The sequence below is a fragment of the Pseudomonas sp. Pc102 genome (assembly GCF_018408275.1).
GTDB lineage: Bacteria > Pseudomonadota > Gammaproteobacteria > Pseudomonadales > Pseudomonadaceae > Metapseudomonas > Metapseudomonas tohonis.
The window spans coordinates 4,782,230-4,807,747 of record NZ_AP021905.1 but is presented as its reverse complement, the minus strand read 5'-3'; the positions used below and the strand labels follow the sequence as shown (position 1 = coordinate 4,807,747).

Annotated in this window: 20 protein-coding genes and 1 pseudogene; 18 read left to right on the top strand and 3 right to left on the bottom strand. The window is 69.7% G+C overall.

The annotated features are described in order from the left end of the window. Positions 1-199: 199 nt before the first annotated feature. Positions 200-1,096 carry a LysR substrate-binding domain-containing protein gene (locus PHLH3_RS21825; protein WP_213625764.1) on the bottom strand — a complete coding sequence of 299 codons (897 nt, stop codon included), beginning with the start codon at positions 1,094-1,096 and terminating at the stop codon, positions 200-202. A gap of 137 nt (positions 1,097-1,233) precedes the next feature. On the opposite strand from PHLH3_RS21825, the gene PHLH3_RS21820 reads away from it, so the two are divergent. The 3 genes from PHLH3_RS21820 (at position 1,234) to PHLH3_RS21810 (ending at position 2,716) form a co-directional block, all read left to right on the top strand. After that, a complete protein-coding gene (locus PHLH3_RS21820) occupies positions 1,234-1,872 on the top strand; it encodes an NAD(P)H-dependent oxidoreductase (RefSeq protein ID WP_213625763.1) in 639 nt (212 codons plus the stop codon). A 10-nt stretch (positions 1,873-1,882) separates the two neighbouring features. Beyond that, positions 1,883-2,188, top strand: coding sequence for a multidrug efflux SMR transporter (locus PHLH3_RS21815; protein ID WP_213625762.1), 306 nt, complete (start codon positions 1,883-1,885; stop codon positions 2,186-2,188). A gap of 309 nt (positions 2,189-2,497) precedes the next feature. Next, the gene (locus PHLH3_RS21810) at positions 2,498-2,716 is read left to right on the top strand and encodes a VF530 family protein (protein WP_021222097.1); all 219 of its coding nucleotides are present in this window, start codon (positions 2,498-2,500) and stop codon (positions 2,714-2,716) included. A gap of 4 nt (positions 2,717-2,720) precedes the next feature. Here PHLH3_RS21810 and PHLH3_RS21805 read toward each other — a convergent pair whose 3' ends face one another. Next, a complete protein-coding gene (locus tag PHLH3_RS21805) occupies positions 2,721-5,705 on the bottom strand; it encodes a transglycosylase domain-containing protein (protein ID WP_244863093.1) in 2,985 nt (994 codons plus the stop codon). Between the two features lie 222 nt (positions 5,706-5,927). Between PHLH3_RS21805 and PHLH3_RS21800 the strand changes: the two genes are divergently transcribed. Beyond that, entirely contained in the window at positions 5,928-6,602 is a 675-nt protein-coding gene (locus PHLH3_RS21800; RefSeq protein WP_213625760.1) for a class I SAM-dependent methyltransferase, read from the top strand. On the opposite strand, the gene PHLH3_RS21795 is transcribed toward PHLH3_RS21800, so the two are convergent. Then, positions 6,593-7,771, bottom strand: coding sequence for an OpgC domain-containing protein (locus PHLH3_RS21795; protein WP_213625759.1), 1,179 nt, complete (start codon positions 7,769-7,771; stop codon positions 6,593-6,595). The two genes, PHLH3_RS21800 and PHLH3_RS21795, sit on opposite strands and share 10 nt — an antisense overlap. A gap of 189 nt (positions 7,772-7,960) precedes the next feature. Between PHLH3_RS21795 and PHLH3_RS21790 the strand changes: the two genes are divergently transcribed. From PHLH3_RS21790 to PHLH3_RS21730, 14 genes and pseudogenes are all read left to right on the top strand, one after another. Then, the gene (locus PHLH3_RS21790) at positions 7,961-8,497 is read left to right on the top strand and encodes a cysteine hydrolase family protein (RefSeq protein ID WP_213625758.1); all 537 of its coding nucleotides are present in this window, start codon (positions 7,961-7,963) and stop codon (positions 8,495-8,497) included. 11 nt (positions 8,498-8,508) lie between these two features. Further along, complete coding sequence (locus tag PHLH3_RS21785; RefSeq protein WP_213625757.1) at positions 8,509-9,330, top strand: aldo/keto reductase; 822 nt, start codon at positions 8,509-8,511, stop codon at positions 9,328-9,330. Between the two features lie 220 nt (positions 9,331-9,550). Continuing rightward, positions 9,551-10,330 carry an efflux RND transporter periplasmic adaptor subunit gene (locus PHLH3_RS21780; RefSeq protein ID WP_213625756.1) on the top strand — a complete coding sequence of 260 codons (780 nt, stop codon included), beginning with the start codon at positions 9,551-9,553 and terminating at the stop codon, positions 10,328-10,330. Then, a complete protein-coding gene (locus PHLH3_RS21775; RefSeq protein WP_213625755.1) occupies positions 10,327-11,646 on the top strand; it encodes an HlyD family efflux transporter periplasmic adaptor subunit in 1,320 nt (439 codons plus the stop codon). The genes PHLH3_RS21780 and PHLH3_RS21775 overlap by 4 nt, the downstream gene beginning before the upstream one ends. Then, positions 11,643-13,738, top strand: a pseudogene (locus PHLH3_RS21770) (HlyD family efflux transporter periplasmic adaptor subunit). The gene PHLH3_RS21775 and the pseudogene PHLH3_RS21770 overlap by 4 nt, the downstream one beginning before the upstream one ends. A gap of 22 nt (positions 13,739-13,760) precedes the next feature. Then, positions 13,761-14,561 (top strand): aspartyl/asparaginyl beta-hydroxylase domain-containing protein, encoded by an 801-nt coding sequence (locus tag PHLH3_RS21765; RefSeq protein WP_213625754.1) that lies wholly within the window; start codon positions 13,761-13,763, stop codon positions 14,559-14,561. Next, entirely contained in the window at positions 14,558-15,526 is a 969-nt protein-coding gene (locus PHLH3_RS21760) for a sulfotransferase family protein (RefSeq protein WP_213625753.1), read from the top strand. The genes PHLH3_RS21765 and PHLH3_RS21760 overlap by 4 nt, the downstream gene beginning before the upstream one ends. 143 nt (positions 15,527-15,669) lie before the next feature. After that, positions 15,670-16,194, top strand: coding sequence for a GNAT family N-acetyltransferase (locus PHLH3_RS21755; protein ID WP_213625752.1), 525 nt, complete (start codon positions 15,670-15,672; stop codon positions 16,192-16,194). 10 nt (positions 16,195-16,204) lie between these two features. Next, on the top strand, positions 16,205-16,513 hold the full coding sequence (locus tag PHLH3_RS21750; protein ID WP_213625751.1) for a hypothetical protein: 309 nt from the start codon (positions 16,205-16,207) through the stop codon (positions 16,511-16,513). Positions 16,514-16,587: 74 nt separating this feature from the next. Further along, positions 16,588-17,163 carry a tail fiber protein gene (locus PHLH3_RS21745; protein WP_244862926.1) on the top strand — a complete coding sequence of 192 codons (576 nt, stop codon included), beginning with the start codon at positions 16,588-16,590 and terminating at the stop codon, positions 17,161-17,163. 85 nt (positions 17,164-17,248) lie between these two features. After that, positions 17,249-18,112 (top strand): sulfotransferase, encoded by an 864-nt coding sequence (locus PHLH3_RS21740; RefSeq protein ID WP_213630646.1) that lies wholly within the window; start codon positions 17,249-17,251, stop codon positions 18,110-18,112. 41 nt (positions 18,113-18,153) lie between these two features. After that, positions 18,154-19,740 (top strand): DUF4347 domain-containing protein, encoded by a 1,587-nt coding sequence (locus PHLH3_RS30715; protein ID WP_213625750.1) that lies wholly within the window; start codon positions 18,154-18,156, stop codon positions 19,738-19,740. Positions 19,741-19,757: 17 nt separating this feature from the next. Further along, entirely contained in the window at positions 19,758-21,422 is a 1,665-nt protein-coding gene (locus PHLH3_RS30710) for an autotransporter-associated beta strand repeat-containing protein (protein WP_280527438.1), read from the top strand. Further along, a complete protein-coding gene (locus PHLH3_RS21730; RefSeq protein WP_244862925.1) occupies positions 21,419-25,510 on the top strand; it encodes an Ig-like domain-containing protein in 4,092 nt (1,363 codons plus the stop codon). Before PHLH3_RS30710 ends, PHLH3_RS21730 begins: the two co-directional genes overlap by 4 nt. The last annotated feature ends 8 nt before the right edge of the window (positions 25,511-25,518 follow it).

Below are 25,518 nucleotides of genomic sequence, written 5' to 3'. Positions count from 1 at the left end.
CTTGTTCTTGTCGGCTCGCTGGCGATCCGATGGCAAGTCCCGTACCAGACGCGCGGGTAGGGCCGGAGGCTCGGGCCTCGAGGCGTTTGGCCGCGAAACCGGGCGGGTTGGAAATGGCGAAAAACCGCCCATTTGTCGCGATTTGGTGGCGGAAATCCGCCGTGTCCGGCGCCTGCCGTGGCCGCCCGTGCAAGCGGGGTCAGTGCGGCCGTATCGAACCGCATTCGCGGCTCAACCAGTCGAAGAACGCCTTCACCGGTGGGTGCCGCTCGCGGCCGGGGACGCAGAGGGTGGAATAGCCCGCGCCCTCGACGCTGATCTCCGGCCGGTAGGGCACCAGCAGGCCGTTGGCGACGCTCTCGGAGACCAGGATGGAGCTCGCCAGCACCAGCCCCTGGCCGGCGATGGCGGCTTGCAGGGCGTAGTGCTCCTCCGCGTATTCGCGTTGCGCCGCGGTTTCCAGCAGGTGCTCCTCACCGGCGGCCTGGCACCAGGCCTTCCAGCCCAGTTCATAGAGCTGCGCGTTGTGCCAGCGGATGGTGATCAGCGTCGGCACCGCCCTGCCCAGGCTGGCGACCAGGGCCGGGGCGCCGTAGACGCCGAAGCACTCGTCGAGCAGGCACTGGCTGTGCAGGCTGGGGTAGTGCGTGGTGCCGTAGCGGATCACCAGGTCGACACTGGCGTCCTGGTGCAGGTCCACCAGGGTATTGCGGGTGTCCAGGCGCAGGCTGATGGCCGGGTGGGCGGCGTAGAAGCGCCCCAGCCGGGGAATCAGCCAGAGCGCGGCGAAGGCCGGCGTGGTGGAGAGGGTCAACTGGCCGCCGCTGCGTTGCGGGCGCAACTGGTCGAGGGTCTGGGTCACGTCCAGCAGCGCCCCGTGCAGGCTGCCGAACAGCTGCTGGCCACAGTCGGTCAGGCGCACGCTGCGGGGCAGGCGCTCGAACAGCGGCACACCGAGCCAGCCTTCCAGGCTGCGGATCTGGTGGGACACCGCCGTCGGCGTCACCGCCAGTTCCTCGGCGGCGGCCTTGAAGCTCAGCAGGCGGGCGGCGGACTCGAAGGTGCGCAGGGCGGTCAGGGGCAGGTTGGCGAACATCTGGGCTCCACGGATGAAATGGATTCATCCTGGTGAACTAAGGGTCATTTGTCCGGAAATACGGCTGGCCCTAGCTTAGTTCCTGTGTTCAGGCCGGTCACTGGCTTGATGAAGACAACCGGAAGCAGGAGCTACAGATGAGTCGTATTCTTTCCATCCAGGGCAGCCCCCGTGGCGAGCGTTCCCACTCGCGGCGCCTGCAGGAGGCTTTCCTCACCGCCTGGCAGGGCCGGGACGCCGACCGCCAGGTGGTGCGCCGCGAAGTCGGCCGCTCGCCCATCCCGGCGGTCACCGAAGGCTGGATCGCCGCCGCCTTCCACCCCGAACCCGAGCAGCGCACCGAGGTGATGAAGGCCGACCTGGCCCTCAGCGACCTGCTGGTGGACGAGCTGTTCGCCGCCGACCGCCTGGTGATCGCCGCGCCCATGTACAACTTCGGCGTGCCCAGCGGGGTCAAGGCCTGGGTCGACCAGATCGTGCGCATCCGCCGCACCTTCGACTTCGACCCGAGCCGCCCGGGCAACCCCTACACGCCGCTGGTGCTGGGGCGCAAGGCGCTGATCATCACCACCCGTGGCGACCACGGCTACGGCCCCGGCGGTGCCAATGCCCACATGAACCACGCCGACACCTACCTGCGCGACGTGCTGGGCTACATCGGCATCACCGACGTCAGCGTGGTGGCGGTGGAGAACGACGAGTTCGGCGGCGACGCCTTCCAGCAGTCCTACCAGCGTGCCGAGCGCGCCCTGGTGGAACTGGCCGAGGTCTTCTGAGGAGGTCGCCATGGCCTGGCTGTTCCTGCTGATCGCGGCGTTCTTCGAAGTGCTCTTCGCCATGAGCATGAAGTACGCCAACGGCTTCACCCAACCGCTGCCCAGCGCCCTGGTGGTGCTGGCGGCCATCGCCGGCATCTACTTCCTGACCCTGGCCATGCGCGTGCTGCCGGTGAGCGTCGCCTACCCGATCTGGACCGCCATCGGCACCCTCGGCACCGTCATCCTCGGCGTGGCGCTGCTGGGCGAGTCCATCACCCCGGTAAAGCTGCTGTCGGTGGCGCTGATCATCGCCGGGGTGGCGGGGTTGAAGTGATACGGAAGCCCGGGGCGGCGGATGGGCTCCACCGGTGTGTAGGGTGGAGGTCGCTTTTCACCTCCACCAGACGGAGTCGAGCGCGGCACGCCGGGGGGCGTGAAACACCGCATCGATGGGTTTCGCTTCGCTCTACGCCATCCTACGAAAGCGCAAGGCATCGCGAATGAATTCGCTCCCACGAGGGCGGTGCTGCGCGCCGCTTGGCGACTGAAGTCGCCCCTACGAAGGTTCCTGTGCATCGGCCCTTCGCAAGGCGTTGCCATTGCCCTAAGCTGCCACGCTTTCCCACCCCATCGAGGCCTTTACGTGAGCTCCCAAGACCCCCTGCACGGCATGACCCTGGCGAAGATCCTCGAAGAGCTGGTCGCCAAGTACGGTTGGGACGGCCTGGCCAAGCGCATCGATATCCGCTGCTTCAAGAGCGACCCGAGCATCAAGTCGAGCCTGACCTTCCTGCGCAAGACGCCCTGGGCGCGGGAGAAGGTCGAGTCGCTGTTCATCGACGTGCGTCGCCGCCAGGAGTGAGCCCTCAGAGCCGGCTGGCCTGCACCGAGGCTTCCGGCATCTGGCACAGGGTGGCGCGGCCGGGTTCCAGGTAGGGCTGGAGGATGGGTGCCATGCCCTTCATCACCTGCACCGGCAGCGCCGAAGTGAAGCGGAAGTTCGAGGCCTGGCTGCCCGCCACGTAGGCGGTCAGCGTGCCGAAGTGCCGGGGCCCCAGGTAGAAGACGAAGGTGGCGGTGCGGTTCAGCGCCTTGGAGCTGATCACCTGGCCGCCGCGCCCCACGGTCTGCAGGCGGTTGTCGCCGGTGCCGGTCTTGCCGCCCATCACCAGCGGCTTGCCGTCGGGCTGGGTGAAGGTGCCCTGCAGGCGCCGCGCGGTGCCGGCGTCCACCACCTGCGAGAGCGCCTCGCGCAGCGCCGTCGCCACTTCCGAGGCCATCACCCGCTTGCCCGGCACCGCCGCATGGCTGAGCTGGGTTTCGTAGGGCGTGTCGGCGGCGAAGTGCAGGCGGTCGATGCGCACCGTGGGCAGGCGTACGCCGTCGTTGACGATGATCCCCATCAGTTCCGCCAGCGCCGCCGGGCGGTCGCCGGAACTGCCCAGCGCGGTGGCCAGCGACGGCACCAGGTGGTCGAACGGGTAGCCCAGCTGGCGCCACTGCTGGTGGATGTCGAGGAAGGCTTCCACCTCCAGCATGATGCGGATGCGCTTGTCCCGCGCGTTCTTGCGCTGCGACTTGAACAGCCAGCCATACACCTCGCTGCGCGGTCCGCCGCTGGCTTCCACCGCCTCGCGGTAGGTCGCCTGCGGGTGCCCCTGCAGGTAGGCCAGCAACCACAGCTCCAGCGGGTGCACCCGCGCCACGTAGCCCTGGTCGTTGAGGTTGAAGGCGCCGGGGCCGTAGCGGTCGTACAGCTGGTCGAGGCGCTTGTCGCCCAGCGCTTCGTTGGGCAGGCGCTCGCGCATGAAGGCGGCGAAGGTGTCGCGGTCGGCCTGGGGTTGCAGGTAGCGGTGGATGGCGGCGAGGCGCGAGGCCCAGGGGCGCAGGCCGTCGAGGAAGGTGGCCATGCGCTCGTCGGCGTCCTTGCCCTTGTACTTGTTCCAGAAGCGCAGCAGGTAGGTCTGGCTCTCGCGGGAGACGAACAGGTCCAGGTAGCCCTGGCGGCGTGGGTCCTTGTCGTCGGACAGCAGCGCCACCTTGCCGCCGTCGGGGCGGTAGATGTCGTGGCGCACGATGTCGCGCAACAGGCGCACGAAGGGCAGGTTGATCGACTCGCGCAGGGCGTCGCGCAGGGTCGGGTTGCGGCCGTTGTCCTCCTTGCGGAAGTTGCTGAAGGTGTGCAGCCCGCCGCCGGTGAAGAAACTCTCGAAGGGGCTGGCCGAGTAGGTGCGGTCCAGCGCCGCCGCCAGCATCGGCGCCAGGCTGCGGTCGCTGGCGCCGGCCAGGTAGTCCAGGGCCCAGCGGCTCAGTGCGTCCAGGGGGTCGACCCGCACCTTGCGCAGCTCCGCCGCCGGCATCTCGCCGTAGCGCGCGTGCAGCGCGGCGATGTAGTCGAGGTAGGTGGCCAGCACCCGCAGCTTGGCGGTGGAGCCCAACTCCAGCTTGCTGCCCTCGTTGATGTCGAAGGGCTGGTCGGTGTTGTCGGTCTGCACGCGCACCTGGTTGCCCGAGGGGGTGCGCTCGAAAAGGGTGAAGCTGTAGCGCACCTCGCGGGTCTTCTCCGGCGACAGCAGGCGCTCACCGAACAGCCCGGCCTGCTCGGCGAACGCCGGTTCGGCGAGGTCGTGCAGGTAGGTGGTGACGGCCTGCTGCAGCTCCCCCTGCAGGCTGCTGCTGGCGGCGAGGTCGAGGCGGTCGAGGTCGTACAGCGGCATCTGCAGCAGGCTCGACAGGCGCGCCCGCGCCAGGCTGACGCCCTTGTTGCCTTCGATGCGCGAAAGCGCCGGCTCCTGCTGCAGGTCACGGAAGACCAGGCGCGCCTCCAGCGCCGCCCGGCCCAGGGCCGGGCGCAGTACGCCGGCGTTGCCCAGCAGGCGCAGGTGGCTGTCGGTCAGCGCCTCCAGCTCCTCGCGCCCGCGTGCCAGGTAAAAGGAGGGCCGACGCTGGGCGATCATCAGCGACACCACCTCTCGCAGCGCCTGGCCCCGCGCCTGCAGGCGCTCGGGCTCTTCCTGGTCCTCGGCGAGGAGGCGGTTGGTGCGTTCGAAGTCGGCGCCGTACCAGACCCGCAAGCCATCGGCCATGCCGTGCACCTCGCCGTGGCCCGGCACCGCGGAGAGCGGCACGCTGTTGAGGTAGTCGAGCACCACGCGCTGGCGAGCGGCCAGGGTCTCGGGGCCGCCCTGGTAGGCGCGCACGCTGGCCGAGGCCATCTGGCGGATCTTCTCGCCCGCCGAGAGGGTGAGGCCGGAGGGCGAGTGGCGGTACTTTTCCAGCTGGGTCGCCAGGGTGCTGCCGCCGGCGCTCTGGCCGGGCATGTCGAGCACCTTGCCGGCCTGGGTCAGCGCCGCCTTGACGAAGCGCGGCCAGTCCACCGCCGGGTTGGCCAGGGGCTGGTCGGCCAGCAGTTGGCGGTTCTCGATGAACAGCAGGCTGCTGGTGAGCAGCGGCGGGATGGCGGAGAAGCCGGCATACAGCTGTTGCGGGTAGCTGAAGCGGTACAGCGGCTCGCCCCGGCAGTCGGCGATGTCGATGCCCGCCTGGACCTTCTCCCGGTACGGCGGGAACAGGCCATGGCGGCTGTAGTCCATCAGCGCCGGGGAGAAACGCACCTGCCGGCGGATGGCATAGCCGCGCGCGTCGAGGCGCTGCAGCATCTGCGGCAGGTAGGCGTAGCCCAGGCGCTTGTCGAAGGGGCCGTCGTGGGGGTACAGGATGGCGTCGCTGGGGCCTTCGTCGAGGCGGTAGGTGAGGGTGGCGGCGTAGCGGCTGATTTCCCGGGACTGCAGCCAGGAGCTGCGCATTTCCTCGCGGGCGGCGTAGCCGAGAGCGGCGGCGGACACGAGCATGAAGCTCCAGAACGCCAGGCGGTGTTTCTTGCGGCGGGGGCGACGGGAGCGCGAGGTCACGTCTTCGAGGCTACCTTTGGGTACCTGGGTGGACGATGCGTCGGTTTGCCATAAAACGCCCATGATCGGATGGCCTGGCTGGCGCGTTACCGCTCTTGTACAAAGCGTAGTAGGTGGGAGCCGGAGAGCGCTCCGAAACGACGGAATACGAGGCGAACAGCCATGTCAGACGATAACCGGCAGCAGATCGAGCGCAGCTGGCGCGCCAACGCCGCCGCCTGGAGCGACGCCGTCCGTGGCGGACGCATCGAGAGTCGCCGCGTGGCGACCGACCGGGCGATGCTCGAGGCGATCGACGCGCGCGCCCCGCAGCGGGTGCTGGACCTGGGTTGCGGCGAGGGCTGGCTGTGCCGCGCGCTGGGCGAGCGGGGCATCGGAGCGCTGGGCGTGGACGCGTCGCCCGCGCTGGTGGAGCTGGCCCGGGCAGCCGGCGGCCGTTTCGAATGCTGGGACTACCAGGGCCTCGCCGAACAGCCCCTGCGCTTCGGCCGCTTCGATGCCGTGGTGTGCAATTTCGCCTTGCTGGACGAGGACCTGCAGCCGCTGCTGGCGGCGATCACCCGGGCCCTGGCGCCCGGCGGCGCCCTGCTGCTGCAGACCGTCCACCCCTGGAGCGCCGCTGGCGAGGAGGGCTATCGCGATGGCTGGCGCCTGGAGACCTTCGCCGCCTTCGAGGGCGCCTTCACCGAGCCGATGCCGTGGTACTTCCGCACCCTGGAATCCTGGCTGGCGTTGCTGGGGCGCAGCGGCCTGGTGCTGGAAGCGCTGCACGAGCCCCGCCACCCCGGCAGCGGCCTGCCGCTGTCGCTGCTGTTGATCGCCCGGCCTCAGGGCTGAATGCGGTAGAAGGTGCGGGGTACCCCGTAGCCCGGGTTGGCCAGGCGCACCGGCGTGGCCTTCGGCGGCTTGCGTTGGTTGAGGCGGTTGCTCAGGTCCAGCCAGGCCGCAAGGGCCGACATCAGCAGCACCCCGGCGCAGGCCAGGGCCACCTGGCCCACCGCATCGAGCGCGTAGAGCGTGGCGATGGCATCGGCCAGCGGCGCCAGCAGCACGCTGAGGCAGAACACTTCCAGCGAATGCATGCCCATGCGGCACACCTCGCGGGCCGGCCAGCGGGTCAGCCAGTCCGTGCGCGGCAGCAGCACGGCCACGCAGTGGGCGAGGGCGAGGAAATGCAGCAGGCGCAGGGGCGAGAGATCGGTCTTGTCCAGCGGATAGAGCACATCGCCCAGCCACTTCGGCATCCAGGCGTCATGCAGGCCCGGCGCTTTCCAGCTGAGGGCGACCACGGCGCTGAACACCAGGTAGCCGGCGGCGGCGAAGAACAGCGGCGACTTCCAGGTGGCCGGCGGCGCATCGGCCGGGCGGGCCTGGGCATGGCGCGCGGCGACGCCGCCGAGCACGAAGAGGAATTGCCAGGCCAGCGGGTTGAAGAACCATTCGCCGCCCGGGTGGGAGCTGAGGTTCCACCAGGGCGCGCACAGGTACAACGCCCCCGAGAGCGCAAGGGCGGCGTAGCTCCAGCGCATCAGCAGCGGCAGGATCAGCGGCAGCCCGGCCAGCAGCACGACGTACAGTGGCAGCGGGTCCATCAGGTTGGGCTTGAAGCGCAGCAGCAGCTCGTCGATCAGTGCCTGTTGCGGGTTGGCGAGGAAGTAGTCCAGGCCCATCTCGTTGATGAAGTTGCGGCTGTCCACGTGGTTGTTGGTGTAGAACACCACGCCCATCAGCACGGCGAGCAGGAAGATGTGGGCGACGTACAGCACCCACACGCGGCGCAGTACGCGCAGGCAGGCCACAGCGTAGCCGTCGCGCAGCAGCAACTTGCCGTAGGCGAGCACGGCCGCGTAGCCGGCGAGGAAGACGAAGATCTCCGCCGCGTCGCTGAAACCGAAGTTGCGTGGCGTGACCTGCCCTAGAGGGTTGTGCGGGATGTGGTCCCAGAAGATGAACACCAGGGCCAGCCCTCGGAAGAAATCGATACGCAGGTCGCGTCCTGTCTGCATGGCGGCTTACTCGCGGCAAGTCCCGCCCGGAGTGGGCGAGCGGTGGGTCCTGATGGTTCTGACTGCGGCCCCGGAGCGAGTTTCCCCATGCAAGACAAACGGTCGTGGCCGCCCCGACGCACGGCTTTACCGAAGCGGCGGGAAGCCGCACTATCCGCGCGTTTCGATGCGTGCATTCAAGGAGTGGAAATGAGCAAGGCATTGCTGGTCGTGGACATGCAGGCGGGGCTGTTCCTCACCACCCCCGAGCCCTGGCGCGCCGGGCAGGTGCTGGAGCGGATCAACCGCCTGGCCGACCGCGCACGCAGCGCCGGCGTGCCGGTGATCTACGTGCAGCACGACGGCGAGCCCGGCAGCGAGCTGGAGCCCGGCTGCATCGGCTGGCAGCTGCATCCGGGCCTGGAACGAGGCGACAACGACTGGGTGCTGCGCAAGACCGCCTGCGACGCCTTCTTCGAGACCGAGCTGAAATCCACCCTGGACAAGCTCTACGTCACCGATCTTGTGGTGACCGGCTATGCCACCGAATTCTGCGTCGATACCTCCATCCGCCGCGCCGCCAGCGAGGGCTTCAACGTCATCCTGGCCAGCGACGCGCACACCACCCGCGACCGGCCGCACCAGAGTGCCGAGGCGATAGTCGCCCACCACAACTGGATCTGGGGCGAATTCATCCAGCCACGGAACCCGCTGCGCCTGCAGCAGGCCGAAGAGATTCACTTCTGAGGAGAACCACCATGGGCAGCATCACCTTCCCCGACGGCGCCGCCGTGCCCGCCATCGGCCAGGGCACCTGGCACATGGGCGAGCGCCCCGAGCAGCGCGCCCGCGAAGTCGCCGCACTGCGCCAGGGCCTGGAACTGGGCATGAGCCTGATCGACACCGCCGAGATGTATGCCGAGGGCGGCGCGGAGCAGGTGGTGGGCGAGGCCATCGCGGGGCATCGCGAGCAGGTCTTCCTGGTCAGCAAGGTCTACCCGTGGAACGCCAGCCGCACGGGCGTCGAACAGGCCTGCGAACGCAGCCTCAGGCGCCTGGGCACCGACCGCATCGACCTCTACCTGCTGCACTGGCCGGGCGAGCATCCGCTGGAGGAAACGGTGGAGGGCTTCGAGCGCCTGCGCGAGCAGGGCAAGATCCTGCGCTGGGGCGTCTCCAACTTCGACCTGGCCGACATGCAGGGCCTGCCCGCTGGCTGCGCCGCCAACCAGGTGCTGTACAACCCCGAGTCGCGCGGCATCGAGTTCGACCTGCTGCCCAGCCAGCAACGCCAGCGCATGCCGCTCATGGCCTACTGCCCGGTGGGGCAGGGCGGCAGCCTGCTGCGTGACGCGGCGCTCGTCGAAGTCGCCCGCCGCCACGAGGCCACCCCGGCGCAGGTCGCCCTGGCCTGGGCGTTGCGCCAGGACGGCTTGATCGTCATCCCCAAGGCGGTCGATCCCGTGCACATCCGGCAGAACGCCCGCGCCGGCGAGTTGCGCCTGAGTGCCGACGACCTCGCCCTGATCGACCGCGCCTACCCGGCGCCGACGCGCAAGCAGCGACTGGACATGGTCTGACCCGCTTCGCACCGTAGGTTGGCGCCGGGCGCAGCGAGGCCCAACGGCGCAGGAGCCGGCTTCGGCGCGTTGGGCTTCTGATCTCGGCCCGACCTACGGATGCATTGCGGTGCCTCCGGGTCCTATCCGGCCAATATCCGTAGAAGCGCCCGTCACCTAGATTCCTATTGTCCTACAGCTCCAATAGACTCGCGGGTCTGTGACCCAGGGAAGGATTGTTATGAATCGCATGCTGTGGACGTTGGTCGGACTGATGGGTTTGGCGATGAGCGCGGGTGCTCAGGAGGTGCCGGCGCCGGACCCCCTGCTCGATGCGCCCGCTGCATCCGCCACCCCCGGCAGCGCCGCCCGTGGCGTGTTGCGCGCTCGTGACCAGGCCGTGCTGGCCAGCGAGCTGGCCGGGCGCATCACCGAGATGCCCTATGCCGAAGGCCAGGCCTTCAAGAAGGGCGAGGTGCTGGTGCGCTTCGACTGCGCCGCCTACCAGGCCCAGCTCAATGCCGCCAACGCCGCCACCCGTGCCGCCCGCGAAGAGTTGAAGAACAAGCAGCAGCTGGCCGCGCTCAATTCCGTCGGCCGCTTCGAGGTGGCCCTGGCCGAGGCGCGCCAGGCGCAGTCCCAGGCGGAGGCCCAGGTCTACCAGGTGCAGGTGCAACGCTGCCAGGTGAAGGCGCCCTTCGATGGCCAGGTGGTCTCGCGTCGCGTGCAGCCCCACGAAAGCGTGCCCAGCGGCGCGCCTCTGCTGGAGGTGGTGGACAACCGCACCCTGGAGATCCACCTCTTGGTGCCATCCCGCTGGCTCGGCGCGCTCAAGCCCGGTGAACCCTTCGAATTCGTACCCGACGAGACCGGCAAGGCGCTCAAGGCCACGGTCAAGCGCCTCGGCGCGCGCATCGACGAAGGCAGCCAGACCTTGCTGCTGATCGGTGGCCTGCCCGACGACGCGCCTGGCCTGCTGGCCGGAATGAGCGGCAGCGCGCGCTTCCCGGAGGCGCGATGAACGCACCGGTGCCCGGCTTCGCCGAGCGCGTCTTCGCGGTCTTCCTCGGCCTCCAGGCCCAGGCCCGCAAGGCCGGGACCTCCTCGCAGCTGGCCTTCGCCATGGTCAACGACGGCCAGGGCGTGTTCGGCTACCGCCATGCCGCGCTGCTGATCACCGGCAAGGTCCGCGCGCTCACCGGCATCAGCGTGGTGGAACCCAATGCCCCCTTCGTCGCCTTCGTCGAGCGTGCGGCGGCCCAGCGCCTGGCTGCGGGCCAGCTGGGCGAGCCCGGCGTCGTCGACCCCGGCAGCCTGGACGAGAGCAGCCGCGAGGACTGGCAGGCGCTGTCCGCCGCCCACGCCTTCTGGCTGCCGTTGAAGGATCGCCAGGGCGAGGTCTTCGGCGGCCTTTGGATCGCCCGCGACACCCCCTGGAGCGAGGCCGAGCAGGCCCTGCTGGTGCAGCTCGGCGACACCTACGCGCACGCCTGGCTGGCCCTGCAGCCGCGCAAGCCCTGGCGCCTGCGCTGGCCGAAGAAGAAGCTCCTGGCCCTGGCCGGCGCGCTGGCCCTGGTGCTGCTGGTGCCGGTGCGCCAATCGGTGCTGGCGCCCGCCGAAGTGGTGCCCCAGGGCGGCCGCGTGGTGGCCGCGCCGCTGGATGGGGTGATCGCCGAATTCCTCGTCAAACCCAACCAGAGCGTCGCCGCCGGCGACCTGCTGGTGCGCTTCGACGCCACCACCCTCAAGGCCCAGGCCGATGTCGCCGAGCGCGCCCTGGGGGTGGCCGAGGCGGAGCTGAAGGCCAACAGCCAGCGCGCCTTCGCCGATGCCGAATCCAGCGCCCGTATCGACCTGCTGGCCGCCCGCGTGGAACAGAAGCGCGCCGAGCGCGACTACGCCAGGCAGTTGCTCGCCCGCAGTGAAGTCCGCGCCGAGCGCGCCGGCATCGCCGTGTTCGCCGATGCCGAGCGCCTCACCGGCAAGCCGGTGCAGACCGGCGAGCGGCTGATGCAGATCGCCGACCCGGCCCAGGCCGAGCTGCGCATCGAGCTGCCGGTGGGTGACGCCATCGCCCTGCAACCCGGCGCCGAGGTGGCGCTGTTCCTCGACAGCGACCCGCTCAACCGCCACGACGCGCGCCTGGAACGTGCCGCCTACGAGGCCCAGGCCACCGCCGCCGGGCAACTGGCCTATCGCCTCGATGCCGCCTTCGCCGATGCCCCGCCCCGCATCGGCCTGCGTGGCACCGCCAAGCTGTTCGGTGACCGCGCGCCGCTGGCCTACTACCTGTTGCGCCGGCCCCTGGCCGCGCTGCGCCAGGGCCTGGGGTTCTGATGCTGCCCGCCCTGCGCTCCGACCTGCAGCTGTCGCCCGCCGCCCCGGATCGTGACGGGGCGCCGCAATGGACCCTGGCCGACCCCCTGCGTGGCCGCTATTTCAAGCTCGGCGCCGCCGCCGTCCGCCTGCTGCGCCATTGGTCGCGGGGGAGCCCCAGCAAGTGCTGGCGGCCGCCAACGCCGAGCCGGGCGCGCCCCTGGGGGCCGGCGAGCTGGAGCAGATGCTGCGCTTTCTGCGCGGGCACGACCTGATCGCTGCCCTCGACCCGGAGCAGCGCGCCAGCTATGCCCTCAAGGTCGCCAGCACGCGCCACAGCCTGTGGCAGCAGGTGCTGCACCAGTACCTGTTCTTCCGCATCCCGCTGTGGCGGCCGGATCGTTTCCTCAACCGCGCCTGGCCGGTGCTGGAGCGCAACGGCCCCTGGCTGCTGCGACGCGGGCTGCCGGTGATCCTGCTGTTCGGGCTGTTCCTGGTGGCGCGGGACTGGGAGCGTTTCCTCGCCACCTTCCCGCACCTGTTCAGCTTCGGGGGCGCCCTGGCCTTCGGCATCGCCCTGACCTTCGCCAAGCTCTGCCACGAGTTCGGCCATGCCTTCATGGCCAAGCGCGCGGGGTGCCGGGTGCAGAGCATGGGCCTGGCCTTCATGGTGCTGCTGCCGATGTTCTACACCGACGTCAGCGACGCCTGGCGGGTGCAGGACCGCCGCTCGCGCCTGCTGATCGGCGCCGGCGGGGTGCTGGCCGAGCTGCTGCTGGCGGTGCTGGCGCTGCTGGCCTGGTCGCTGCTGCCGGACGGCCCGGCGCGTACCGCCGCCTTCATGCTGGCCAGCGCCACCTGGATCACCACCCTGGCGATCAACCTCAACCCCTTCATGCGCTTCGACGGCTACTTCCTGCTCAGTGACCTGTGGGAGGTGGAGAACCTGCAGAACCGCGCCTTCGCCCTGTGCCGCTGGCGCCTGCGCGAGGCGCTGTTCGGCTACGCCGAACCGGCCCCCGAGCCCTGGCCCGAGGCCATGCGCCGGCGCCTGCTGGTGTGGGGCTACGGGGCCTGGATCTGGCGTGCGGCGCTGTTCTTCGGCATCGCGCTGACGGTGTACCACCTGTTCTTCAAGGTGCTGGGCATCTTCCTCATGCTGGTGGAACTGGTGTGGTTCATCGGCCTGCCGATCTGGAAGGAGTTCGGCGAGTGGTGGCGGCGCCGCGACCAGGCCGACCCGCGCAAGGTGCTGCTCACCGGCTCGGCCCTGGGGCTGGTGCTGCTGGCGCTGCTGGTGCCCTGGCGCAACGCCGTGGACGTGCCGGCCATGCTGGAGGCCGCGCGCACCGGCACCCTGCACGCGCCCATCGGTGCGCGGGTCAAGGCGGTGCGGGTGAAGGACGGCGACACGGTGGAGCAGGGCGCCCTGCTGGTGGAGCTGGAGTCCCCTGACCTGGACGCGCGCCAGGGCATCGTCCGCCGCGAGATCGACATCCTCCAGTTGCAGCTGCGACGCCAGGCCGGGCGCAGCGAGACCGCCGCCGAGACCGGGGTGATCGAGCAGCAACTGGCCGAGGCCGTGGCCGAGTACCGCGGCCTGGCCGCCCAGCGCGAGCGCCTGCAGCTGCGTGCGCCCCTGGCCGGCGTGGTGCGCGACCTGCCGCCGGACCTGATAGTGGGTCGCTGGCTGCACAGCGGCGAGACCCTGGCCCGGGTGATCGCCCCCGGGCTGCGCCTGCGCGGCTACCTGGCCGAGGAAAACCTCTGGCGCGTGGAGCCGGGCACCGAGGGCCGTTTCATCGCCGACGACCCGGCGCGGCCGGCCCTGCCGGTGCGCCTGGACGAAGTGGACACCACCGGCGTCGCCTTCCTCGAACTGGAGGCGCTGGCCTCCGACCACCACGGCCAGGTGGCCGTGCGGCGCAATGCCCAGCAGCGCGCCGAGCCGGTGCAGGCCCAGTACGGCGTGCGCCTCAGCCTGCTGCAGGACCTGCCGCCCCCCGACCAGCCACTGCGTGGCGTGGTGGTGCTGGAGGGCAGCCGGCAGTCGCTGCTGGGCTTCGCCTGGCGCCGCATGGCGGCCCTGGGTGTCAGGGAAAGCGGTTTCTAGCCCATCTGCCAAGGAAGGTTCCATGGACGTAACCCTGCCGATCTGTTCCCGCCTGCCCTGGCGTTTCGACCTGGCGCCGCTGCTGGCGGCCCTGGAGCGGATCGACCCGACGGCCTGGGTGGCGCATTTCAACACCGCCTACTACCAGGGCGACTGGAGCGGCATCGACCTGGTGGCAGCGGTGGACGCGCCGATCCCCCTGGCGCCGGGCTTCGGCCCGATCGCCCGCAGCGCCCTGTGCGCGGCCGATCCGGCCTGGCAGGCGGCGATCGAGCGGTTCGGCGAGGGCCTGCGCAGCGCGCGCCTGCTGCGCCTGGGCGCCGGCGCCAGCATCCGCGAGCACTGCGACCCCGACCTGGGCGCGCCGGAAGGGCCGCTGCGCCTGCACGTGCCGCTGCTCAGCCCGCCCGGGGTGGAGTTCCTGGTGGACGGCCGGCAGGTGCCGATGGCGCCGGGGGAATGCTGGTTCATCGACCTGTCCCGCCCGCACCGGGTGGACAACCCCGGCCCGGGCCCGCGCATCCACCTGGTGCTGGATTGCATGATGGATACGCGCCTGCGCGAGGCCCTCTCCGACGGGTTGCCGACCACGCCGGAGCTGCAGCCGAGCCGGGGCGTGCGCGCCTTCACCGCGTTCAACGAGCAGGTGCAGCAGCGCCCGGAACTGGCCCATGCGCTGCAGCTGATCACCGATCCCACCGACTTCTGCCGCGAGGCGGTGGCCGCCGGCCAGGGCCTCGGGCTGGTGTTCGGCGAGGCGGACGTGCGCATGGCCATGCGCCAGGGACGACAGGCCTGGAGCCGGCAATGGAGCGTGCGATGACCCCGCTGGATTTCACCGAGTGGCTGCCGATCCGTGCCTTCGAGCAGGGTGGCCGCTGGCAGCTGGACTGGGCGTGGTTCGGCGCCACGCCCCTGGTCCGGCCCTTCTTCAGCGACGACGTGGACGAGGCGCTGCGCCTGCCGTTCAACCTGGCCCTGCGGCGCCAGACCGGCCTGGACGCGTTGTTCGACTGGCAGGCCCGCAGCCCCGGGCTGGAACCTTCGCTGCTGGTGTTCCACACCTCTCGCTGCGGCTCCACCCTGCTGGCGCAGTTGCTGCGAGCCCTGCCCGGGCACGTGGTGCTGTCCGAGCCGCCGCCGCTGGATGCCCTGCTGCGCGCGCACCACCGCGACCCCACGGCCTCCTCCTGGCAGGCGGACGCGGTGCGCGCCTTGTTCTCGGCCTATGGCCAACGGCGCTGCGGCGACGAAACCCGCCTGGTGGTGAAGCTGGACGCCTGGAACCTGTTCGAGGCCCGGCTGCTGCGCCGGCTCTATCCCGGGGTGCCGTGCCTGTTCCTCTACCGCGACCCGCTGGAGGTGGTGGTGTCCCAGCGGCGCCAGCCCGGGCTGCACGCTGTCCCCGGGCTGCTCGGCCCGTCCGGGCTGGACGGCCTGCCCGGTCGGCAGGCGCTGGCCCCCGGCGACTACCTCGCCTGGATGGTCGGCCACCTGCTGCAGGCCGGGCTCGGCCTGTGCTCGGCCGGCGAGGCGGTGGCCCTGAACTACCGCGAGCTGCCCGACGCCCTCTGGGGCCGCCTGGGATCGCTGCTGGGCATCGACCCGGCCGCCGTGCCGCACCTGCAGGCCGTGGCCGGGCGTGATGCCAAGCGCCCGGGGCAGGCCTTCCGTGCCGATGGCGAGGCCAAGCGCAACGAGGCGGACGAGGCCACGCGGGCGGCTGTGGAGCGCTGGGCGAGGGCGCCCTTCGAGGCGCTGGAGGCGTTTTCACCTCGCCACTTGTGAATGCCGCTTCACATTCATCGCAGAAACCGCCGAACGGCGATTTTTCGATGGTGGCCAACTGAAATCCTCGTCTATGCTCTGCGCAGGGAAACTGTAACCACAGTTGTAGGCTCTTTCCCCGGGCCAGCAAGGATGCACGTCGTATGTCTTTCCATACCTTGAACCTCCGCTTGGCAACGCTGGCCGATCGCGCCTTCCTGCGGGCGCTGTACGGCACCACCCGTGCCCACGAGATGCAGCACACCCCCTGGGACCAGGCGGGCTGCGAGCGCTTCCTCGACCAGCAGTTCGAGGCCCAGTGCGGCTACTACCAGGCGCATTACGCCGACGCCGAGCAATACGTCATCGAAGAGGCCGGCCAGCCCGTAGGCCGGGCCTACCTGCTGTGGACCGACACCCACCTGCAAATCATCGACCTGGCCCTGTTGCCCGAGGCCTGTGGCCGTGGCATAGGCGGCGAGCTGCTAGGCCGCTTTCTCGAACGGGCCGACCGTGAAGGCCTCAGCGCGGGGCTGCACGTGGAGTCCTACAACCCGGCCCAGCATCTCTACAGCCGCCATGGCTTCGAAGTGGTGGGCGAGAACGGTGTGTACCTGAAGTTGCGCCGCGCCCCTCGCCGTCCGCAGGCCGTGGCCGCGCCTGTGCGGCGTCCGGCCGGCCTGTCCTGAGGAATTGCCCATGCATCCGATGCCTTCCTTCGCGCTGCTCGCCGAGACCGTCGGCCAGCCTTTCCACCTCTGGCTGTCGCCGGAGCAGGTGCTGCCCATCGAATTGCTCGCCGTCGAGGAGGGCACCGGCATGACCCCTCGGCACCAGTGCTACCACGCCCATTTCGCCCTGCCCGCCCAATGCAGCCTGCCCCAGGACGTCTACCGCCTGGGCCTGCCGGGGGAGGAGGGCTGGGCGCTGCTGTTGACCCCCGCAATGCCCACCCCGGACGGGCGCCCCGTACTCCAGGCCGTGTTCCACACCGACCGGCCGGCATAACCCATAACAATAAGCACGTAAACGCGGCCGAGCCATTCGGGCGCGCCAAACCAGAGCCAGAGGAGAGTCAACACGTGGATCCTTTCATCGGTGAGATCAAGATGTTCGGTGGCAATTTCGCCCCCCGTGGCTATGCGTTCTGCATGGGGCAGACCATGGCGATTTCGCAGAACACCGCACTGTTTTCCCTGTTGGGCACCGTCTACGGCGGTAACGGCCAGACCACCTACGGCCTGCCGGATCTGCGCGGCCGCTCGCCGGTCGGCCAGTTCCAGGGGCCGGGCCTCTCGATGATCGACCTCGGCGAGGTCGGCGGCACCGAGAGCGTCACCCTGCTCCAGACCCAGATGCCGATGCACACCCACGTCGCCACCGGCACCAGCACGATTTCCGCTGCCGGCACGCCGACCAGCCCGGCACTGGTTCCGAGCGCCACCAACTCCGTACTGGGTGGGTCCGTCGGCGGGTCGGCCTCTGCGGCGGCCATCTGGTCGACCGCGATGGCGAATCCGGTTCCGCTGACCAACCCCAGCACCGTCAACGTGACGGTGCAGGTCGCCGGCGGCAGCCAGCCGGTGGGCATCCGCAACCCCTATCTCGGGATCAACTTCATCATTGCGATGGAAGGGGTCTTCCCCTCCCGCAACTGATGAACCTGCGCCGCCGGTGCCTCGCGGCACCGGCGGCTCCGTGATCGGACAGAGACTCATCGACAGGCAGACGTACACGCAGACCATGGCCCATCCATCACCCACCTATCACTTCATCTCGGGGCTGCCACGCTCGGGGTCCACGCTGCTGGCGGCTCTGCTGCGGCAGAACCCGCGCTTCCACGCCGGCATGACCAGCCCGGTGGGCAGCTTCTTCTCGGCCCTGCTCAAGCAGTTCGGCGCCGACAGCGAGTTCGGCCCGGTGGTGACCCAGGAGCAGCGCAAGCGCCTGCTCGCCGGCCTGTTCAGCAGCTACTACGCGGACCAGGCCGGGCGGGACGTGATCTTCGACACCAACCGCCATTGGTGCGCCCGCCTGCCGGCCCTGCTGGACCTGTTCCCCCAGGCCAAGGTGATCGCCTGCGTGCGCAACGTCGCCTGGGTGATGGACAGCATCGAGCGGCTCTACCGCGCCAACCCGTACGAGATCACCAAGCTGTTCAACGACGACAACGAGCGCAACACCGTCTACAGCCGGGTCGAGACCCTGGCCCAGCGCAACCGCCTGGTGGGCCTGCCCTGGTCGGCGCTCAAGGATGCCTATTACGGCGAGCACGCCCGCTCCCTGCTGCTGGTGGACTACGACCTGCTGGTGGCCACGCCCGAGCGGGTGCTGCGGCTGGTCTACGAGTTCCTCGGCGAACCCTGGTTCGAGCACGACTTCGAGCATGTCGAGTACGACGCCCCGGAGTTCGACCAGGCCCTGGGCCTGCGCGGCCTGCACAAGGTGCGGCCCAAGGTCGAAGTGGCGGCGCGGCGCACCCTGCTGCCGCCGGATTTGTTCGAGCAGTATGCGCAACTGGATTTCTGGAAGGACTCGCGCAACAGCGAGGCCCATGTGATCAGGACCACCCGGGATGCCCGGGCCCTGGAACAAGAACGCAACTGAGCACCCGCCGAGGCGGGCGCCGGAACGAGGAGGTAGAGGTCATGGGCTGGGGTCATTCGAAGAAGGCAGGTCGCAACGGCAAGGCCAAGGGTGCGGAGGCTGCGCCCCTGGCGTGCCCGCTGCCGCTGATCAGTGCGCTGGAGCCGCGCATGATGTTCGACGGCGCGGTGGCCGCGACGGTTGCCGATACCGCCGCCTCGGCGGCGACCTCCGCCCACACGGCGGCCGACGCGGCCCATGACACCGGCGCCAGCGACAGCAGCCATGCCGGCACCGCCGACAACAGCCACGGCACCCAGGACCTGCAGGCCAGCCCGGTGACCGACGGGCAGAACGGCGTGCGCAAGGAAATCGTCTTCGTCGACACCCGCGCGCCGAACTACCAGGAGCTGCTCAAGGCCGTCTCGCCCAATGCCGAGGTGGTGTTGCTGTCCACCAACAAGGACGGGGTGCAGCAGATTGCCGACGCCCTGGCCGGCCGCACCGGCATCGACGCCATCCACATCATTTCCCACGGCGATTCCGGGGTGCTGCTGCTGGGCAACGGCCCGCTGTTCGAAGGCAACCTCGGGCAATACGCCACCCAGCTTTCCACCATCGGCAAGGCGCTGACCGCCGAGGGCGACATCCTCCTCTACGGCTGCGAAGTGGGGGCAGGCAGCGAAGGCCACGCCTTCGTCTCGAAACTGGCCGACATGACCGGGGCGGACATCGCCGCTTCCGACGACAACACAGGCGGCAGCGTCAAGGGCGGTGACTGGGACCTGGAGATCGCCACCGGCCAGATCGCGGCCAGCAGTGCCCTGAACCTGTCGCGCCTGGGCGGGTACGACCACCTGCTGGTGACCACGGCGGTGAACAACATCGCCGACCTGAATAACGCCATCGCCACGGGCGTTGCCGACAACGTCGACGATGTGATCACCCTCACCGGCAACATCACCTTTACCGGCTTCAACGACACCATTTCCATCCATGTCACCGACGGCCACACCCTGCAGATCGTTGGCGGTGGCTTCACCATCGACGGGGCCAACAAGGCTCGGATTCTTGACGTGAACACCAGCGGCGCCAACTCCAAGGTCGCGCTGGACAACATCACCATCCGCAATGGCCTGGTCGTCGGCAACGGTGGCAACGAGAGCTCGGCCGCACCCGACAGCGTGGGGGCCGGTATCTACAACGCGGGTGTACTGACCATCACCAACAGCACCATTACCGGCAACAAGGCGTCCGGTGGCGGGGGTGGTGGTGGCGACTCCGGTGGCTACTACGGCGGCGGCGGTGGTGGCGGCGGTGGTTTCGGGACGACACCCGGCGGCTCCGGCGGTACCAGTGCTGGCGCCGGCGTCTCGCCCACGCCCGCTTCCGGCATCAGCGGGGGCAATGGCGCGGGCGGTACCAGCTCCTTCGGGGGACGTGGCGGCGGTGCGGCTGGCGGCGCTGGGGGCAGCTACAGCGGTGATGGCAACAACACCCTCGGCTACACCGCAGGGGGTGGGGGTGGGTCGGCCAACAACGGCAGCACCAGCATTGGCGGCGGTGGTGGCGGCGGCGGTGTTGCCGCCGTCGGCGGCAAGGGGGCGCCGCCGCGGGGGGCATCTACAACGCCAGCAGCGGCATCCTGACCATCGTCAACAGCAGCGTGACCAACAACCTGGGGGCTGGTGGCGGCGGCGGTGGCGGTGTCTCCAGCGACGCAGCCACGGGGCCTGGCAACCGGGTGGGCAATGGGGGAGCGGGCGGTGCCGGGGTCGGTGCCATCTGGAACGCCGGCGGTACCGTGCGCATGGACAACACCAGCTTCACGAGCCTCTCAACCGGCAACGTCGGCGCGGGTGGCCTGGGTGGCAAGGCGGCCGGCGGCGCGAACGTCAACGGTGCCAACGGCGCGTCCACCTCGACCATCTACACCACCAATGGCGGCACCACCGATACCAACTACAACCCCAACGCCGCGCCGACCCTCGGCAACCTCAACGGCGACAGCGTCGCCTGGGGCGGTGCGGGCAATACCGTGCGCCTTGATGTGGGCGGCAACGCAAGCCTGGCCGATGCCGAGCTGGGCGCGTTGAACGGGGGCAACGGCGACTGGTCCGGTGCCAGCCTGGTGATTCAGCGCAACGGCACGGCGGTGGGCACCGACTTACTTGGCTTCGACACCGCAGGTGCGCTGTTCACCGTCAGCGGCAGCAACCTGCAGTCGGGCGGGCTGACATTCGCCACCTTCACCAACACCGGCGGCGTGCTGACCATCACCTTCACCAGCAGCGGCACGGCGGCGACCACCGCGCTGGTCAACGACGTGGCGCATCGCATCACCTACAGCAACGACACGCCGGCCGGCGACGCCAACGTCAAGGTCACCCTCAACGACGGTGCCGGCGCCAGTGCCACGGCCAACGTCACGGTGGCCACTGACCTCATCTATGTCACCAATACCAGCGACACCGCGACCATCGACGCCAGCAACGGTACGAGCTTCAGCGAGGCCGTCGCCATCGCCGCGGCCGACAGCACCGGCACCCAGACCATCGTCTTCGCCAGCAACCTGGCCGGCCAGACGCTGAACCTCAACGCCGTGTCGATCAACGAAAGCCTGACCCTCGACATGGACCAGGCCAGCGGCCTGATCCTCACCGGCGGCACCATCACCCTGGGCGGCGGCACCACCCAGACCTTCACCCATGGTGCGGGCGACACCGCCACCATCAGCAGCGTCATCGCCGGCAGCGGCGCCCTGACCAAGGCCGGGGCGGGCAATCTGACCCTCTCCGGTCCCGGCAATACCTTCAGCGGCGCCACCACCATCAGCGCGGGCACCCTGACGGTCAGTGGCGGCGATGCGATCTCCACCAACAGCAGCGTGTCCGTCGCCGCAGGCGCCACCCTGGCCCTGGCCGGCAACGAGGCGATCGGCAACCTCTCCGGTGCCGGTTCGGTGACGCTCGGCAGTTTCAGTCTCACCAGCACCCAGACGGCGGACACCACCTTCTCCGGCGCCATCAGCGGCACCGGTGGGGTCACCTTCACCCAGGGCAGTTCCGCCACCTACTCGACCACGCTTTCCGGCACCAACACCTACACCGGTGCCACCCTGCTGGCCAACTACGGCTGGCTGAAGCTCAGTGGCGACGCCTCCATGGCCGACAACAACGTCGTGCGGGTCAACGGCAACAGCGTCCTGACGCTGCTCTCGAACCAGACCATCGGCAGCCTGGCGAGCAACAACGTCAGCGCCAGCATCCAGCTGGGCAGCTACACCCTCACCGCCGGGGGGACAACACCTCCACCAACGTCGCCGGGGTGATCTCCGGCACCGGCTCGCTGGTCAAGCAGGGCAGCGGCATCCTGACCCTGTCCGGCAGCAACAGCTATGGCGGCACCACCACCGTCTCCGGCGGCACCCTGTCGATCGCCGGCGACGGCAACCTGGGCAGCGGGGCCGTCAACCTGGCGGGTGGGGCCGTGCTCGATGTCTCGGGCGCCACCACCATCGACAACGCCATCGTCCTGACCGGCAACAGCAGCATCGGCAACAGCAGCGCCGTCACCCTCAGCGGCGCCATCAGCGGTGCCTACGACCTGACGAAGACCGGCAGCGGCAACTTGACCCTGTCCGGCAGCAACAGCTACGGCGCCACCTACGTGAGTGCCGGCACCCTGAGCGTGAGCAGTGACGGCAACCTGGGCTCGGGCGCGGTCAACCTGGCCGCCGGCACCACCCTGGCACTCACCGGCGCCACCACCGTCGACAACGCCATCGTCCTCGCTGGTGATGCCACGGTCAGTGCAGCGGCCAACGCCACCCTGTCCGGGGTGATCAGCGGTGCCTTCACCCTGACCAAGGCCGGGGCTTCGACCCTGACCCTCTCCGGCACCAACACCTACGGCGCCACCACGGTCAGTGCCGGCACCCTCAGCGTGGCCAGCGACGCCAACCTGGGCAGCGGCACCCTGACCCTGGCCAGCGGCTCGACCCTGGCGGTCACCAGCGCCGGGACCATCGACAACGCCATCGCCCTCAGCGGCAACGCCACGGTGGACACCGCCGCTGACACCACGCTCTCCGGCGTCATCAGCGGCAGCAACAATCTGCGCAAGATCGGCAGCGCCGTGCTGACCCTCACCGGCAGCAATACCTACAGCGGCAGCACCACCGTCAGCGCTGGCACCTTGAGCATCGCCGCCGACGCCAACCTGGGCAGCGGCGCCCTCAACCTGGCCAACGGCACCACCCTGCAGATCACCGGCAACACCACCATCGACAACGCCCTGGCGCTGACCGGCCTGGTCACCGTCAATGCCGGCGCAGCAGCCACCCTGTCCGGCGTCATCGGCGGCCCCGGCAGCCTGACCAAGACCGGCGCCAGCAACCTGACCCTCTCCGGCAGCAACACCAACAGCGGGGCCACCACCGTGGCGGCGGGCACCCTGGTGGTCAACGGCAGCACCAACAGCGCCACCACCGTGGCCAGCGGCGCGACCCTGGCGGGCGGCGGCACCCTGGGTGGCGATGTCACCGTGCAGAGCGGCGGCACCCTCTCCCCGGGCAACGGCGGCGCCGGCACCCTGACGGTCAACGGCAACCTGACCCTGGCCTCGGGCAGCACCCTGGCCCTGGACATCAACGGCACCACCGCCGGCACCGGCTACGACCGGGTGGTGGTCAACGGCACCGTCGACGTCTCCGGTGCCACCCTGGCGGTCACCCACGGCTACGCGGCCGGCAGCGGCGACAGCTACACGGTGATCGTCAACGACGCCGCCGATGCCGTGACCGGCACCTTCAGCGGCGTCAGCGAGGGCGGCAAGTTCAACGCGGCAGGCAATGGCACCGAGCTGACCACCAGCTACATCGGTGGCAGCGGCAACGACCTGAGCCTGACCGCTCCCATCGCGCCGACCGTCACCAGCGTCTCGTCCAGCACCGCCAACGGCACCTACAAGATCGGTGACGTCATCACCGTCACCGTGCGCTTCGACAACGCGGTGAACGTGACCGGCACCCCGACACTGACCCTGGAGACCGGCACCACCGACCGGGTGCTCAACTACCTTTCCGGCTCGGGCACCGACACCCTGACCTTCAGCTACACCGTGCAGGCCGGCGACAGTTCCGCCGACCTCGACTATGCCTCCACATCGGCCCTGAGCCTGAATGGCGGCACCATCCAGGACGGCGCCAACCAGAACGCCATCCTCACCCTGCCAACCCCCGGTGCCGCCGGCTCCCTGGGCGCCAACAAGGCCCTGGTGGTGGACGGCGTGCGCCCGGCAGCCACCAGCATCACCCTCAGCGACACGGCCCTGCGCATCGGCGAGACCGCCACCGTCACCATCACCTTCGCAGAGCGGGTGGTGGGCCTGGACACGGCGGACTTCGCAGTGTCCGGCGGCTCACTCTCGGGTCTGAACAGTGCCGACGGCGGTCTCACCTGGACCGCCACCTTCACCCCGGGCGCCAACGTCAGCGACGCCACCAACATCATCACCCTGAACAACTCCGGGGTGATGGACCTGGCGGGCAACGTCGGCAGCGGCACCACCGACTCGGGCAACTACGCCATCGACACCCAGCGCCCGACCGCCACCGTCGTGGTCACCGACACGGCGCTGAAGGCCGGCCAGACCACCACGGTCACCATCACCTTCAACGAGGCGGTGAGCGGGCTGACCACGGCGGACTTCAGCGTGGACAACGGCAGCCTGAGCGGTCTCAGCTCCAGCGACGGCGGCATCACCTGGACCGCTACCCTGACGCCCGGCAACAACGTCAGCGACACCAGCAACCTGATCACCCTGGACAACACCGGCTACACCGATGCCGCCGGCAACGCCGGCAGCGGCAGCACCGACTCCAACAACTACGCCATCGACAGCCAGCGCCCGACGGCGACCATCGTGGTCACCGACACCGCGCTGAAGGCGGGGCAGGGCACCACTGTCACCATCACCTTCAGCGAGGCGGTGAGCGGGCTGACCACGGCGGACTTCAGCGTGGCCAACGGCGCGCTGAGCAACCTCAGCAGCAGCGATGGCGGCCTGACCTGGACCGCGACCCTGACGCCGAGCGCCAACGTCACCGACCCGACCAACCTGATCACCCTGGATAACACCGGTTACACCGATGCCGCGGGCAACACCGGCACCGGCACCACCGACTCCAACAACTACGCCATCGACAGCCGCGCCCCGACCGTCACCTCCGTCGGCGTGCCGGCCAACGGTACCTACCTGACCGGCAACACCCTCGACTTCACGGTGAACTTCGACGAAGCCGTGATCGTCGACACCACCGGCGGCACGCCGCGCCTGGCCATCACCCTGGACACCGGCGGCACCGTCTATGCCGACTACGTCAGCGGCTCGGGCGGCGTCGCCCTGGTGTTCCGCCTGACGGTCGCCAGCGGCCAGGCGGACGCCAACGGGATCAGCGTCGGCGGCGCGATCGACGCCCACGGCGGCACCCTGCGCGATGCCGCCGGCAACGACGTGACCACCACCCTCAACAGCGTCGGCGACACCAGCGCCGTGCTGGTGGATGCGGTACCGCCACGGGTCACCAACATCGCCCTGGACGGCACCTCGCCCACCACCAACAGCTCGGTGAGCTTCACCGTCACCTTCAGCGAAGACGTCACCGGGGTGGACCTGAACGACTTCGCCCTGCTCACCGGCGGCAGCGCCAGCGGCACCCTGCAATCCCTGGTGCAACTGAGCCCCAACACCTATCGCATCACCGTCAGCGGCGTCACCGGCCAGGGCAGCCTGGGCCTGTCATTGCAGGCAGCAGGTGCCGGCATCACCGACGTCCCGGGCAGCGCGATGGTCGACTCCTACTCCACCATCGGCTACCAGATCGGCTCGCTGGACAACGGCGATCCGGAGTTCCGCGCCAACCCGCCGGTGACCACGCCGATCGACACTTCGGCGCCGCTGCAGCCCACCGTGCCCAGCGCGCCGCCGCCCTCGACCACCACCTCGCCGCTGCTGCCGCCGCCGCTCTTCGAGCAACCGACCCTCGGCAGTGGCATTCCCACCGTGGGCAACATCTTCATCAACAACGGCGCCCTGGCGCCCAGCTTCATCGCCCAGGTGTTCGCCAGCAGCGACAGCGGTGGCGATGGCGGTGGTGCGGGCTTCCTCGGCTTCGGTGGCGGGGATGGCGGCGTGTTCGGCGCCAGCACCTTCTCCGGCCTGTTCAGCAAGGACAAGCCGCAGGAAAGCAACGAGAAGATCTTCGACAAGCAACGCGGCAACGGGCAGGGCGGACGCAGCTTCGGCGCGCCCACCCTCGGCCAGCAGCTGCATGAGATGAAGGAAGCCGAGCAGCGCCAGGTGCGCCAGCTGGCACAGGCCCTGGGCCAGGTCGCGGGGGCGGCAGCCCAGGGTTGAACCGAGTC